Source organism: Pseudomonas sp. WOUb67 (assembly GCF_050058005.1).
Taxonomy (GTDB): Bacteria; Pseudomonadota; Gammaproteobacteria; order Pseudomonadales; family Pseudomonadaceae; genus Aquipseudomonas; species Aquipseudomonas putida_R.
On sequence record NZ_CP170112.1, the window covers coordinates 340,938 to 354,758 of the forward strand.

A 13,821-nucleotide genomic window follows, 5' to 3' on the forward strand; every position below is an offset into this window, starting at 1 on the left:
CATTCTCTTCCAATTGATCATTTTATAATCAATTCCTCACAGACCACTAACTGCGCGGCTTTCAGGTAGTGCCGAACAGATTATCCACAGACCCGCTAACAGCGATTGTGGGCAAAACCAGACAGCGCCACGCCAATTTTTAGCTGGTGAGCCGAGTCCGCGCTGATCACTTTATGATCAAAACTCTGTAAGCCCCGCTACATAAGGCTCACAGCCATGCGCCAACACTTTATCCACACCTTGGCGAACAGATTCCGTGGGCAAAACAGAGGCGTACCTGATATTTCTGCCAGTTTCGTTAAATGCAGCGATGTGATGGGGTAATGGCTACTACTTTGTCATTATCCAGGAGTGACTTATGCACAGCCGCCAGGAGGGCACTGTGAAGTGGTTCGATGAAGGGCGGGGGATTGGGATTATCAGCGCCGAAGGTCAAACCCGGGAATACCTGGTTCTACGCTGCGCAGCGGTGAATGTGGCGTTGTCGAGGGGGATGCGGGTGTCATTCAATCCTGTGACCGAGGTATTGGGCTACTGGGCGTTCAATGTGGCCAGGGAACGTCATTAGCCTGTCAGGGCCAATCGCCGGCAAGCCAGCTCCCACAGGTATTCCACTAAACCCGAAGGCAGTGGTGATCCTGTGGGAGCTGGCTTGCCGGCGATGAGGCCAGTAAAGGCTAAAGGCTTTAGCGCAGCACGCCCTCTTCCACCAGCAGCTTGAGGATGGCCTCGGCTCCTTCCTGTGGCGAAACATCCTTCAGCACCTTGCCACCGCCGCCACTGGCCTTGGCCGTCGCCGCCTTCATGCGGTCCGCACCGCTCTTGGCCTTGATCACCTTCAGGCGCTTGGGCCTCGGGCGTGCCGGCTGCAGCTCTGCGTCACCCAACAGCTCATCTTCGACAATGGCCACATTACGCGCCGCCAGCACACCCCGGCGCGCAGGGCCAAAAGCGCTCTGGCGCGGCTTGGGCGCAGCGTTATCCACAGTCGCCAGCAACGGCAGGCGCACTTTCAGCCGGCGCCGCTGACCCCGCGGCAACGCCTGCAATACCTGAGCGGTGCCGTTCTCGATCGACTCCACCTCAGCCAACCCCACGATCAACGGCCAGCCAAGTTTTTCGGCCAGCAGGAACGGCAACATGCCCGAGCCCTCCCCCGTCTCGGCCTGGCTGCCGGTCAGCACCAGCTGTGCCCCGGCGTCGCGCAGGTAATCCCCCAGCACGCCCAGCACATCGGCACCGGCCGGCTGCTCCAGCACGTCCAGATGGTCCAGGCCCATGCCCAGGTAGGCGCGCAACGCTTCTTCCTGTGGGTCGCCGGCATGTACCACCTGCAAGTTATCCCCAGCCAGCTGCAAACCCAGTTCCACGGCGCGGGCATCCTGCTCCGCGCGGCGGGCGCGGCCGGAGCTTGGGTGGGCACCGATGGAAACCAGGCTGATCACTTTCGTACTCATGCTCGTGCCCTTATGCCGCGTCGCGCTGGCCGCCGCTGCGGTAGTTGTCCACAGCCTCGATCAGTGCCTTGAGAATCGCCGAGCTGTCGCCAATCACTGACAGGTCGGCCCGTTTGATCATGTCGCAGCCCGGGTCCATGTTGATCGCCACCACCTTGTCGCAGGCGCCAATACCTTGCAGGTGCTGGATCGCCCCCGAGATACCCACAGCCACGTAGACCCGTGCGGTGACCCAGGTACCGGTAGCACCCACCTGGCGGTTGCGCGGCATGAAGCCGTCGTCCACCGCCACCCGCGAGGCGCCTTCGGTGGCGCCAAGGGCCGCGGTAGCCTGGTGGTACAGGTCCCAGTCCTTGACCCCGTTGCCGCCCGAGATGATGAACTCGGCCTCGGCCATGGCAATGGTGGCCGGGTCCACGGCCACCGAGCCCAGGTCTTCGATGCGCGACAGGCTGCGCGCCACGCTTGTGGACAACTCCACCGGCAAGGCTTCGTGGCGGGTTTCGCTGACCGGCTCGGCGCACTCGGCCGCCGCCAGGATCAGCCGCGGCACCGCGCGTTGCAGGTCTTGCTGGCCGGCACCGGCGCGGCCGATGCACTGGCCGTCCTTGACCTGCCACACCCGCGTTGCCGGGCGCTCGCCCAGCGCGGCACCCAAACGCCGACCCAGTTCGCCGCCACCGGTGCGGCTGTCGGGCAGCAGCCAGTGGCGCGGGGTGAACTGGTTATCCACAGCCCGCAGGCCCTGCACCAGTTGCTCCGGTGCATAACCCTCGAAAGCCTCGCCTTCGACGACCAGCAGGCGGTCGACACCGGCTGTGGAAAAGTTGCCTTCCTTGTGTTCGTTAAAGACCACCGCCAGCACCGCGCCGTCACTGCCGGCCAGGCTGTGGGCCAGGCCGAGCAAGTCGCGGTCGTGGCTGCTCAGGCGGCCACCGACCATGTCCGGCACCACGGCAATGTAGAACGCCGGCGCCGGCACCTGGTGCAGCGGCAGCTTGACCTCCGCCGCCGCCGTGCGCCGCCCGCCCACACCGGTACCCTGCTGGGCGCCGCTGCGGTCGATACGCTTGATGCCGGCCGGGCCGATAAAGCCTGCGGCAATCGCATGGGGGTTCTTGCGGATGAGGCCGTTGGGCCCCATCCAGCTGGTCTGTTGCGTCTGCATGGCCGCATGCAGCGGGTGCAGGCGGTTACGGGCGATCCACTCGGCGCGTGGGTCGCGGCGGATAATGTCGCTCATCAGTGCACCTCCGCAGGTTCACGTTTGGCCGTTTGCGGCTTTGCGGCAGACGGCGCGTCCTCTTCGATCAGCACGTCGGCCACCAGCTCGGCCAGGTCCTTGATCTGCGGGCGCGGCTCGACCACACCTTCCAGCATCGCGGTGCACTGTGGGCAACCCACGGCCACCAGCTCGGCCTCGGTTTCGCGGATGTCGTCCATGCGCATGTCGGGGATACGCTGCTTGCCCGGGATGTCGGTGATCGGCGCACCGCCGCCACCGCCGCAGCAGCGGGAACGGAAGCCCGAGCGCTGCATCTCGCGCACTTCGATACCCAGTGCCTTGAGCACTTCACGCGGGGCTTCGTACTCACCGTTGTAGCGGCCCAGGTAGCACGGGTCGTGGTAGGTGACGCTGCCGCCCTTGTGCTGGCCCAGGTTGAGCTTGTTGGCCGCGATCAGTTCGGCAATGTAGGTGCTGTGGTGCTGCACCTGGTACTCGCCGCCCAATGCGCCGTACTCGTTCTTCAGCACATGGAAGCTGTGCGGGTCGCAGGTGACGATGCGCTGGAACTTGTACTTGGCGAGGGTCTGGATGTTGCGCTTGGCCAGTTGCTGGAAGGTCGCTTCGTCGCCCAGGCGGCGGGCCACGTCGCCACTGTCGCGTTCTTCCAGGCCGAGCACGGCAAAGTCCACGCCCGAGGCCTTCAATACTTTGACAAACGAACGCAGGGTGCGCTGGTTGCGCATGTCGAACGCACCATCACCGACCCAGAACAGCACCTCGGTGGCTTTCACCTCCGACAGCAGTTTCAGGTTGAGGTCGGCTGCCCAGTTCATGCGGCCACCCGGGGCGAAACCGCCGGGGTTGTCGGTGGCGATCAGGTTGTCCAGCACCTCGGCGCCCTTGTTCGGGGTGGCGCCCTTTTCCAGGGTGAGGTGGCGGCGCATGTCGACGATGGCATCGACGTGCTCGATCATCATCGGGCATTCCTCGACGCAGGCACGGCAGGTGGTGCACGACCAAAGCGTTTCGGCGTCGACCAGGCCATTGACGATCGGCTGGTGCGGGTGCCCGCCGTGTTCACCAATCGGCTTGCCCGGGTAAGGGCTGCCAGCGAAGTTGGCGTCCGTGCCACCGGCCAGGCCGATGACCATGTCCTGGATGAGCTTTTTCGGGTTCAGCGGCTGGCCAGCGGCAAAAGCCGGGCACATGGCTTCACACTTACCGCACTGCACGCAGGCATCGAAGCCCAGCAGCTGGTTCCAGGTGAAGTCCGCCGGCTTTTCCACGCCCAGCGGTGCGTTCGGGTCTTCCAGATCCAGCGGCTTGAGGCCGGTGGAGCGGCCGCCGCCAAAGCGCTCGGCACGGCGGTGCCAAGCCAGGTGCAGGGCACCGGCGAAGGCGTGCTTCATCGGGCCGCCCCAGGTCATGCCGAAGAACAACTCCGACACGCCCCACAGCACACCCAGGCCCAGAACGGCGACCATCACCCAGCCGCCCGTGTTTGCGGGCAGGATGCCGGCGACCGGCAGGGTGGCAATGAAGAAGCTTGCGGCGAACACCAGCAGGCTCTTCGGCAAGCGCATCCACGGGCCTTTGGACAGGCGTGCAGGCGGGTTGAGGCGGCGCTTGAAGACAAAGATCGCGCCAGTGAACATGATCACGGTGGCCACCAGCAGCGCGTAGCCGAGGATTTTGCTCTGCAGGCCAAAACCATGCACCAGGATCGCCAAAGCAGCTGATAGCACGAAGCCGCCAGCAGTGGCCACGTGGGTCTTGGACATGTACTTGTCGCGCTCGACCACGTGGTGCAGGTCCACCAGGTAACGCCGCGGCATGGCCAGCAGGCCGCCGATCAGGTCGACCTTGGAGGCCCGGCCACGCCGCCACATGCGCACCCGGCGCAGGGCGCCGAGCACTGCCAGGCCAAGGGCAGCGAACAGCAGGATGGGTAGAAGGGTGTTCAACATGGGAGGCTCCCACAACAGCTAGATTCTTGCGCCGTTCTGGCGCCTGGACTGGTCCCTTGTGGGAGCGGGTTTACCCGCGAATGCGTCAGGTCAGACAACGATGTTGCTTGGGCTGACGCATTCGCGGGTAAACCCGCTCCCACAGGGACCGCGCTCAGCGGCGGCTACTTTTAACGATCAGAAGTCCTTGCACAGGCGCAAGGCGTCGTAGATCGCCGCATGCACGTTGCGCTGGGCCACGCAGTCGCCGATGCGATACAGCAGGTAGCCCTCGCCCGGCTGGCTGAGGATCGGCTGTGGCTTGATGGCGAACAGCGCCTCCACATCGATCTGGCCCTTGTTGCGCGAGCCGTCCTTCAGCGCGTAGTACAGTTCTTCATCAGGGCGCACGCCGTTCTCGATCACCACCTGGTCGACCACGCGTTCTTCCTTGGCGCCGGTGTATTCGTTCTCCAGCACCGCCACCAGCTTGTCGCCTTCGCGGTAGACCTTTTCCAGCATCATGTCGCCGGTCATGATCACTTCTTTCGGGTACATGCTGCGGTAGTAGGTGGGGAAGGTCGTGCCGCCCATGGCCACGCCCGGCTTGATGTCGTCGGTGACGATCTCGACCTGGCTGCCCTTGTCGGCAATGTAGTCCGCCGCCGACATGCCGGTGAATTCACAGATGGTGTCGTACACCAGCACGTTCTTGCCCGGCGCAACCTTGCCGTCGAGCACGTCCCAGCTGCTGACCACCAGCCCTTCGGCAGCGCCCCAGTGCTCGTTCTGCTCGACGAACGGATGGCCGCCCACCGCCAGCACGATGACGTCAGGGCGCAGGTCCTGGATGGCGTCCACGCTGGCAGCGGTGCCCAGGCGCAGGTCCACTTTCAGGCGCGCCAGTTCCAGCTGGTACCAGCGGGTGATGCCGGCGATCTGGTCACGCTGCGGTGCCTTGGCGGCGATGGTGATCTGCCCGCCGATCTGGTCTTTCTTCTCGAACAGGGTCACGTCATGGCCACGTTCGGCAGCCACGCGGGCCGCTTCCATGCCGGCAGGGCCTGCACCCACCACCACCACCTTGCGTTTGACGCCGGTGGTTTTCTCGATGATGTGCGGCACACCCATGTATTCACGGGAGGTGGCGGCGTTCTGGATGCACAGTACATCCAGGCCCTGGTACTGGCGGTCGATGCAGTAGTTGGCACCGACGCACTGTTTGATCTGGTCAATCTGGCCCATCTTGATCTTGGCGATCAGGTGCGGGTCGGCCATATGCGCACGGGTCATGCCGACCATGTCCACGTAGCCGCCTTCAAGAATGCGCGTAGCCTGGTTCGGGTCCTTGATGTTCTGCGCGTGCAGCACCGGGACCTTGACCACTTCCTTGATGCCGGCCGCCAGGTGCAGGAACGGCTCCGGCGGGTAGCTCATGTTGGGGATGACGTTGGCCAGGGTGTTGTGGGTGTCGCAACCCGAGCCGACCACGCCGATGAAGTCGAGCATGCCGGTGCCGTCGTAGTAGGCGGCAATCTGCTTCATGTCTTCATGGCTGAGGCCATCGGGGTGGAATTCGTCGCCACAGATACGCATGCCCACGCAGAAGTCGTCACCGACCTCAGCACGTACGGCCTTGAGCACTTCCATGCCGAACTTCATGCGGCCTTCGAAGGTGCCGCCCCATTCGTCGGTACGTTTGTTGACCCGTGGGCTCCAGAACTGGTCGATCATGTGCTGGTGCACCGCCGACAGCTCGACGCCGTCCAGGCCGCCCTCTTTGGCACGCCGCGCAGCCTGTGCGTAGTTGCCGATGACGCGCCAGATCTCTTCCACCTCGATGGTCTTGCAGGTGGCGCGGTGAACGGGTTCACGGATACCCGACGGCGACATCAGGGTCGGCCAGTTGAAGCCGTCCCAACGCGAGCGACGGCCCATGTGGGTAATCTGGATCATGATCTTGGCGCCATGCTTGTGCATGGCGTCGGCCAGGTTCTGGAAGTGCGGGATGATGCGGTCGGTCGACAGGTTGACCGACGCCCACCATTCCTGCGGGCTGTCGATGGCGACGACGGACGAGCCGCCGCAGATCGCCAGGCCGATGCCGCCCTTGGCCTTCTCTTCGTAGTACTTCACGTAGCGGTCGGTCGTCATGCCGCCGTCAGTGGCGTAGACCTCGGCGTGCGCGGTGCTGAGCACACGGTTGCGGATGGTCAGTTTGCCGATCTGGATCGGCTGGAACATTGCTTCGAATGCCATGACGCTATCTCCGGCTTACAACGGCTTTGTAACGAACAGGCCATCTTCGTGGCCTTCTTCCGAACCGCCGTAGACCTGTTCGGCCACGGTGCGGATCGAGCTGCCGCGGGCAGCGAGAATCTGGTCCATTGCGCCGGCGAACCAGCCGGTGAACATGTAGTCGACCTTGCGGCCAACCTTGCCGTACACGTACACGAACGCCGAATGCTTGAGCTTGACGCTGCAGGTGCCTTTGTCCAGGTCGATATCCTGGATCTCGAACAGGCCCCAGCCACGCTGGCTCAGGCGCTTCATGTAGTGCTCGAACACCGCCACGCCTTCCAGGCCATGGCACTCGGCTTCTTTTTCACACCAGTGCCAGGCGGACTTGTAGCCGGCCTTGTAGAGGATCTCGGCGTAGGCGTCGGCGCCCAGCACTTCCTCGATGCCGATGTGGTTGTTGACGAAGAAATGGCGCGGCACGTACAGCATCGGCAAGGCGTCGCTGGTCCAGACACCGGTCTCGCTGTCGACTTCGATTGGCAATTGCGGGGCGATCTTGGCCATGGAAACTCAACTCCATACAAATTTTTATGTGGGTGCCCCGGCGTTGCTGGCAGGGGTTATCAGGCTTGGAGAGCGGCTTACTCGCCCCAGACGTCCTTGAGGACGTTGACCCAGTTCTCGCCCATGATCTTGCGCACCACACGCTCGGAGTGGCCGCGCTTGAGCAAGGTTTCGGTGAGGTTGGGGAATTCGCCCACGGTGCGGATGCCCAGCGGGTTGATGATCTTGCCGAAGTTGGTCAGGCGACGGGCGTAGCCCTTGTCGTGGGTCAGGTACTCGAAGAAGTCCTGGCCGTGGCCCTGGGTGAAGTCGGTGCCGATACCGATGGCGTCTTCACCGACGATGTTCATGGTGTATTCGATGGCTTCGGCGTAGTCGTCGATGGTCGAGTCGATGCCCTTGGCCAGGAACGGCGCGAACATGGTCACGCCAACGAAGCCGCCGTGGTCGGCGATGAACTTCAGCTCTGCGTCCGACTTGTTGCGCGGGTGCTCTTTCAGGCCCGACGGCAGGCAGTGCGAGTAGCACACCGGCTTTTTCGACTCGAGGATGACTTCTTCGGAGGTCTTGGAACCGACGTGGGACAGGTCGCACATGATGCCGACGCGGTTCATTTCCGCCACGATCTCGCGGCCGAAGCCCGACAGGCCGCCGTCACGCTCGTAGCAACCGGTGCCCACCAGGTTCTGGGTGTTGTAGCACATCTGCACGATGCCCACGCCCAGCTGCTTGAACACGTCTACATAGGCAATCTGGTCTTCGAACGCATGGGCGTTCTGGAAGCCGAAGAGGATGCCGGTCTTGCCCAGTTCCTTGGCCTTGCGGATGTCGGCGGTGGTGCGCACCGGCATCACCAGGTCGCCGTTGTCGCGGATCAGCTTCTGGCTGGCGGCGATCTGGTCGACGGTTGCCTTGAAGCCTTCCCAGACCGACACCGTGCAGTTGGCCGCAGTCAGCCCGCCTTTGCGCATGTCCTCGAACAGCTCGCGGTTCCATTTGGCAATGATCAGGCCGTCGATGACGATGCTGTCGGCGTGAAGTTCGGCTGGGCTCATCAGGCTGTCCCCTTTTATTGAATGGTTGGCGCCAAACCTTGTGCCGGCGCTTTGGGGCCAGCATATGCCTGTGCCCAAAGGCGCCCCGATGCAAAAACGACAGGGGGTTTGCCGAAAGCGTCAATGCGCGACAACACGCCCTCTGGCACGCTGCCTGGCGATGAGAGACAGTCTCGATAACGACGTTTCTGGCTGCTTTATGAACATTTGGACAGGTAGCTACCCACACGCCTTCGTCTGAGCGAGAATCCCTGCGATTCGTCAGCCTGTTGAGGAGAAAAGGGATGAAATCACTGGCATGGCTGGTACTGCTGGCCGTCGTATCGGGCGCCCAGGCCGGCGAGGAAGAAAGCACCCCGTGCGACAACGTCGACACCGACCAGCAGACCTACGCCTGCGCTGCGTTCAACAAGCAGACGGCCGAGCGGGAGCTGAAGTCGGCTTACGATGACCTGATCCAGCGTATTCGCGATCAATATGCCGACGAAGGCGACCAGGCCACCGCCCTGATCGGGCGCATGGATGCAGCCGAGAAGCTGTGGACGCAGTTGCGCGATGCTGATTGCAAGGTCGAGACCTATGCCGAGAAGCAGGGGAGCAAGGCATTCCAGGCGGCGTGGGATACCTGCGTGGCGCAGCGCAGTGATGACCGGTCGGAGTACCTGCAGTCCATCGGCCAGCAGTAAACCTGTACTGGCCTCTTCGCGGGCACGCCCGCTCCCACAGGGACCCCACATTCCTCTGGCCTGTGGTAATCCTGTGGGAGCGGGCGTGCCCGCGAAGAGGCCGGCACAGGCAAAACTACACCGCCCTGGCCAACCTGTCCTCCCGCGGGCAACGCTGGTACCGCGCCCGATAACACCGGGTAAAGTACGAAGCCGACTCGAACCCGCACGCCACCCCCACCTCCAGCACACTCATGTCGGTCTGGCGCAACAGCTGCCGGGCCTTGTCCAGCCGCAGTCGCAAATAGAACCCACTGGGCGTGTCGTCCAGGTGCACGCGAAACAGCCGCTCCAGCTGGCGTCGGGTCACCTGCACCGCTTCGGCCAGCACCTGGGTATTGAGCGGCTGTTCGGTGTTGCGCTCCATTTCGCCAATCACCTTCACCAGCTTCTTGTTGCTGATGCCATAGCGGCTGGCGATCTGCATGCGCTGGTGGTCTTGTCGCGGGCGGATACGCCCGAGCACGAATTGCTCCGACACCTGCACCGCCAGCTCGCTGCCGTGGGCCTGGGCAATCAGGTCAAGCATCAGGTCGATTGAGGCTGTGCCGCCAGCGCAGGTGATACGCCGTCGGTCGATCTCGAACAGCTCTTGGGTCGCCTGCAGGCTCGAGTAGTTTTCCTTGAACGCTTCCAGCGCCTCCCAGTGCACGGTGGCGCGGTGGCCGTCGAGCAGGCCGGCCTCGGCCAGCACTACCGCGCCGGTATCGATGCCGCCGAGTATCACGCCTTCATGATCCAGGCGGCGTAGCGCCTGTTGCAGCGCCGGGCCATAGCAGGCCAAGGGGTCGAAACCGGCCACGATCAGCAAAATGCCGGCAGGCTCACCGGCCGCCAAAGCCGCATCGGCATTCACCGACATACCATTGCTGGCCAGCACCGCCCCGCCATCTAGGCTCAGCACCTGCCAGCGATAAGACGGCCCCTTGAAGCGGTTGGCTACCCGCAGCGGTTCCAGGGCACTGATGAAGCCCATGGCCGAGAACCCGGGCAACAGCAGAAAGTGAATGTTTTGCAGCATTGCATGCTCCACGGCAAAGGTGGTCGCCTCCGTGCAAGTGTTGGTCGCCAGGGTGCGATTTTTCACCCTGCGTGCAGCGTAGCGTGTTCACACGGCCCAGAGAGGTCGGAACCCCATAACAATATGCACTGCCGATGGAGAGCCACCATGCACAGCTTGATCCGCCGCAGCCTGTTGACCCTTGCCCTGAGCAGCATCGCCACTTCCCCGCTTTACGCCGCTGAACCTGCGGCCTGCAAGAACGTCCGCCTGGGCGTGGTCAACTGGACCGACGTCATCGCCACCAGCGCCATGGCGCAGGTGCTGCTTGATGGCCTGGGCTACCAGACCAAACAGACCAGCGCCTCGCAGCAGATCATCTTCGCCGGCATCCGCGACAAGCGCCTGGACATGTTCCTGGGTTACTGGAACCCGATCATGACCCAGACCATCACCCCGTTCATCGATGCCCAGCAGGTGAAGGTGCTGGAAAAGCCCAGCCTGGAAGATGCCCGGGCGACCCTGGCAGTGCCGAAGTACCTGTATGACAAAGGGCTGAAGACCTTCGCCGATATCCACAAGTTCGAGAAAGAGCTGGGCGGCAAGATTTATGGCATCGAGCCAGGCTCCGGTGCCAATACCCAGATCAAGGCCATGATCACCAAGAACCAGTTCGGCCTGGGCAAGTTCCAGCTGGTCGAGTCCAGCGAGGCCGGCATGCTCGCCGCCGTCGACCGCGCCGTGCGGCGCAAGGAGGCGGTGGTGTTCTTCGGCTGGGCGCCGCACCCGATGAACGTGAACATCGACATGGCCTACCTGGGCGAAAGCCAGGACGCCCTGGGCCCTGACGAAGGCCGTGCAACGGTGTGGACGGTGACCGCACCGGACTACGCCGAGCGCTGCCCCAATGCCCACCGCCTGCTGGCCAACCTGAACTTCAGCGCCGAGGACGAGAGCCGCATGATGCAGCCGCTGCTCGACCACAAGGATGCGCTGGAATCGGCCCGCCAGTGGCTCAAGGACCACCCCGAGGACAAAGCTCGCTGGCTTGAAGGTGTGACCACCTTCGACGGCAAGCCGGCTGCGGACAACCTCAAGCTTACCGCCAACTGATCCGGCCCCTTCGCGGGTAAACCCGCTCCCACAGGTCAAGTATATGCCAGGGGCCATACGGTCTCCTGTGGGAGCGGGTTTACCCGCGAAAAGGCCAGTACAGACAACACAAGGAACCGCCATGAACCACGACGTCATCATCACCTGTGCCCTCACCGGCGCCGGCGACACCGCCTCGAAAAGCCACCTGGTCCCGGTCACCCCCAAGCAGATCGCCGAGTCCGCCGTCGAAGCCGCCAAGGCCGGCGCCACCGTGGTCCACTGCCACGTCCGCGACCCGCAAACAGGCCGTTTCAGCCGCGATGTGGCGCTGTACCGCGAAGTCATGGAGCGCATCCGCGAAGCCGATGTAGACATCATCGTCAACCTCACCGCCGGCATGGGTGGTGACCTGGAAATCGGCCCGGGCGAAACGCCGCTGGAGTTCGGCCCGGGCACCGACCTTATCGGCCCGCTGGAGCGCCTGGCCCATGTCGAAGCGCTGCTGCCGGAAATCTGCACCCTCGATTGCGGCACGCTCAACTTCGGCGACGGCAACTCAATCTACGTCTCCACCCCGGCGCAACTGCGCGCAGGCGCCAAACGCATCACCGAACTGGGCGTGAAGGCCGAACTGGAAATCTTCGACACCGGCCACCTGTGGTTCGCCAAGCAGATGATGAAAGAAGGCCTGCTCGAAGACCCGCTGTTCCAGCTGTGCCTGGGCATCCCATGGGGCGCACCGGCCGACACCACCACCATGAAGGCGATGGTCGACAACCTGCCCGCCAACGTCACCTGGGCCGGCTTCGGCATCGGCCGCATGCAGATGCCGATGGCCGCGCAAGCCGTGCTGCTGGGCGGCAACGTGCGGGTCGGCCTTGAAGACAACCTGTACCTGGACCGTGGCGTGTTGGCCAGCAACGGCCAGTTGGTTGAACGCGCCAGCGAGATCATCACCCGCATGGGTGGCCGTGTCCTGTCCCCGGCAGAAGGCCGGGAAAAAATGAACCTCAAGCGCCACTGATCCCTTCAGGAGACCGATATGCCCTTCATCACCGAGATCAAGACCTTTGCCGCGTTGGGTAGCGGCGTAATCGGCAGCGGCTGGGTCGCCCGTGCCCTGGCGCATGGCCTGGACGTGGTCGCCTGGGACCCAGCGCCCGGTGCCGAACAGGCCCTGCGCAAGCGCATCGCCAACGCTTGGCCGGCACTTGAAAAGCAAGGCCTGGCCCAAGGTGCATCACAGGACCGGCTGAAGTTTGTCAGCACCATCGAGGAATGCGTGCGCGACGCCGATTTCATCCAGGAAAGCGCGCCCGAGCGCCTGGACCTGAAGCTCGACCTGCACGCAAAAATCAGCGCCGCCGCCAAGCCCCAGGCCATCATCGGCTCCAGCACTTCGGGCCTGCTGCCCAGCGAGTTCTACGAGTCGTCCACCCACCCCGAGCGCTGCGTGGTCGGCCACCCGTTCAACCCGGTGTACCTGCTGCCGCTGGTCGAGATCGTCGGCGGCAACCGCACCGCGCCTGAAGCCATCGAGGCGGCAAAGACCATCTACACCGCACTGGGCATGCGCCCGCTGCATGTGCGCAAGGAAGTACCCGGTTTCATCGCCGACCGCCTGCTCGAAGCGCTCTGGCGTGAGGCCCTGCACCTGGTCAACGACGGTGTGGCGACCACCGGCGAAATCGACGACGCCATCCGCTTCGGCGCCGGCCTGCGCTGGTCGTTCATGGGCACCTTCCTTACCTACACCCTGGCCGGTGGCGATGCCGGCATGCGCCACTTCATGTCGCAGTTCGGCCCGGCCCTGAAGCTGCCCTGGACCTACCTGCCGGCACCGGAGCTGACCGACAAGCTGATCGACGATGTGGTGGACGGCACCTCGGAGCAACTGGGCGAACGCAGCATCGCCGCGCTGGAGCGCTATCGTGATGAGACCCTGCTGGCGGTGCTGGAAGCGGTGAAGACAAGCAAGGCCAGCCACGGCATGTCATTCAGCGACTGAGGAGAGCACGATGCCCGCACTGATCACCTACCGCACCCCGGTCCAGGAGGACTGGGTCGACTACAACGGGCATTTGCGCGATGCCTATTACTTGCTGATTTTCAGCTATGCCACCGATGCCCTGATGGAGCGCATCGGCCTGGATGCCGACAACCGTGGGCAGAGTGGTAATTCGCTGTTCACCCTTGAGGCGCACATCAACTACTTGCATGAAGTGAAGCTAGGCACTGAGGTGTGGGTGCAAACGCAAATTGTCGGTTTTGATCAAAAACGCCTGCATGTTTATCACAGCCTGCACCGGAAAGGCTGTGAAGAAGCATTGGCCGCGAGCGAACAGATGTTGCTGCACGTGGACCTGAAGGGGCCGAAGTCAGCCCCATTCAGTACGCGAACACTACAGGCGCTAGAACAAATAACTGAACAGCAGCGAGACTTGCCAGCACCCCTATACATAAACAGAACCTTGCGACTACCCATGGATAAATAGCAGCGACCAAATTTA

General features: G+C 63.3%; 13 protein-coding genes. 6 read left to right on the top strand and 7 right to left on the bottom strand.

Going from position 1 to position 13,821, the window contains the following annotated elements; translation table 11 throughout:
• Nucleotides 1-358 precede the first annotated feature (358 nt).
• Complete coding sequence (locus ABOC32_RS01565; protein ID WP_426809921.1) at nucleotides 359-568, top strand: hypothetical protein; 210 nt, start codon at nucleotides 359-361, stop codon at nucleotides 566-568.
• A gap of 118 nt (nucleotides 569-686) precedes the next feature.
• Here ABOC32_RS01565 and ABOC32_RS01570 read toward each other — a convergent pair whose 3' ends face one another.
• The 6 genes from ABOC32_RS01570 to ABOC32_RS01595 form a co-directional block, all read right to left on the bottom strand.
• Complete coding sequence (locus ABOC32_RS01570) at nucleotides 687-1,457, bottom strand: electron transfer flavoprotein subunit beta (RefSeq protein ID WP_027610134.1); 771 nt, start codon at nucleotides 1,455-1,457, stop codon at nucleotides 687-689.
• Nucleotides 1,458-1,467: 10 nt separating this feature from the next.
• Nucleotides 1,468-2,700 carry an electron transfer flavoprotein subunit alpha/FixB family protein gene (locus ABOC32_RS01575; protein ID WP_086976916.1) on the bottom strand — a complete coding sequence of 411 codons (1,233 nt, stop codon included), beginning with the start codon at nucleotides 2,698-2,700 and terminating at the stop codon, nucleotides 1,468-1,470.
• On the bottom strand, nucleotides 2,700-4,652 hold the full coding sequence (gene dgcB, locus ABOC32_RS01580; protein ID WP_426809922.1) for a dimethylglycine demethylation protein DgcB: 1,953 nt from the start codon (nucleotides 4,650-4,652) through the stop codon (nucleotides 2,700-2,702). The genes ABOC32_RS01575 and dgcB overlap by 1 nt, the downstream gene beginning before the upstream one ends.
• 177 nt (nucleotides 4,653-4,829) lie before the next feature.
• A complete protein-coding gene (gene dgcA, locus ABOC32_RS01585; RefSeq protein WP_426809923.1) occupies nucleotides 4,830-6,890 on the bottom strand; it encodes a dimethylglycine demethylation protein DgcA in 2,061 nt (686 codons plus the stop codon).
• A gap of 15 nt (nucleotides 6,891-6,905) precedes the next feature.
• Complete coding sequence (locus tag ABOC32_RS01590; protein ID WP_016497619.1) at nucleotides 6,906-7,436, bottom strand: DUF5943 domain-containing protein; 531 nt, start codon at nucleotides 7,434-7,436, stop codon at nucleotides 6,906-6,908.
• Between the two features lie 77 nt (nucleotides 7,437-7,513).
• Nucleotides 7,514-8,491 carry a dipeptidase gene (locus tag ABOC32_RS01595; RefSeq protein ID WP_400654401.1) on the bottom strand — a complete coding sequence of 326 codons (978 nt, stop codon included), beginning with the start codon at nucleotides 8,489-8,491 and terminating at the stop codon, nucleotides 7,514-7,516.
• Between the two features lie 284 nt (nucleotides 8,492-8,775).
• Between ABOC32_RS01595 and ABOC32_RS01600 the strand changes: the two genes are divergently transcribed.
• Complete coding sequence (locus ABOC32_RS01600; protein WP_426809924.1) at nucleotides 8,776-9,177, top strand: lysozyme inhibitor LprI family protein; 402 nt, start codon at nucleotides 8,776-8,778, stop codon at nucleotides 9,175-9,177.
• A gap of 115 nt (nucleotides 9,178-9,292) precedes the next feature.
• Here ABOC32_RS01600 and ABOC32_RS01605 read toward each other — a convergent pair whose 3' ends face one another.
• On the bottom strand, nucleotides 9,293-10,237 hold the full coding sequence (locus ABOC32_RS01605; RefSeq protein ID WP_426809925.1) for a GlxA family transcriptional regulator: 945 nt from the start codon (nucleotides 10,235-10,237) through the stop codon (nucleotides 9,293-9,295).
• 147 nt (nucleotides 10,238-10,384) lie between these two features.
• Here ABOC32_RS01605 and choX point away from each other — a divergent pair, with 147 nt between their 5' ends.
• The 4 genes from choX (at nucleotide 10,385) to ABOC32_RS01625 (ending at nucleotide 13,806) form a co-directional block, all read left to right on the top strand.
• Nucleotides 10,385-11,329 carry a choline ABC transporter substrate-binding protein gene (gene choX, locus ABOC32_RS01610; RefSeq protein WP_368977704.1) on the top strand — a complete coding sequence of 315 codons (945 nt, stop codon included), beginning with the start codon at nucleotides 10,385-10,387 and terminating at the stop codon, nucleotides 11,327-11,329.
• A gap of 121 nt (nucleotides 11,330-11,450) precedes the next feature.
• Complete coding sequence (locus ABOC32_RS01615; RefSeq protein ID WP_426809926.1) at nucleotides 11,451-12,335, top strand: 3-keto-5-aminohexanoate cleavage protein; 885 nt, start codon at nucleotides 11,451-11,453, stop codon at nucleotides 12,333-12,335.
• An 18-nt stretch (nucleotides 12,336-12,353) separates the two neighbouring features.
• Nucleotides 12,354-13,319 carry an L-carnitine dehydrogenase gene (locus ABOC32_RS01620; protein ID WP_426809927.1) on the top strand — a complete coding sequence of 322 codons (966 nt, stop codon included), beginning with the start codon at nucleotides 12,354-12,356 and terminating at the stop codon, nucleotides 13,317-13,319.
• A gap of 10 nt (nucleotides 13,320-13,329) precedes the next feature.
• A complete protein-coding gene (locus ABOC32_RS01625; RefSeq protein ID WP_426809928.1) occupies nucleotides 13,330-13,806 on the top strand; it encodes a thioesterase family protein in 477 nt (158 codons plus the stop codon).
• Nucleotides 13,807-13,821 lie beyond the last annotated feature (15 nt).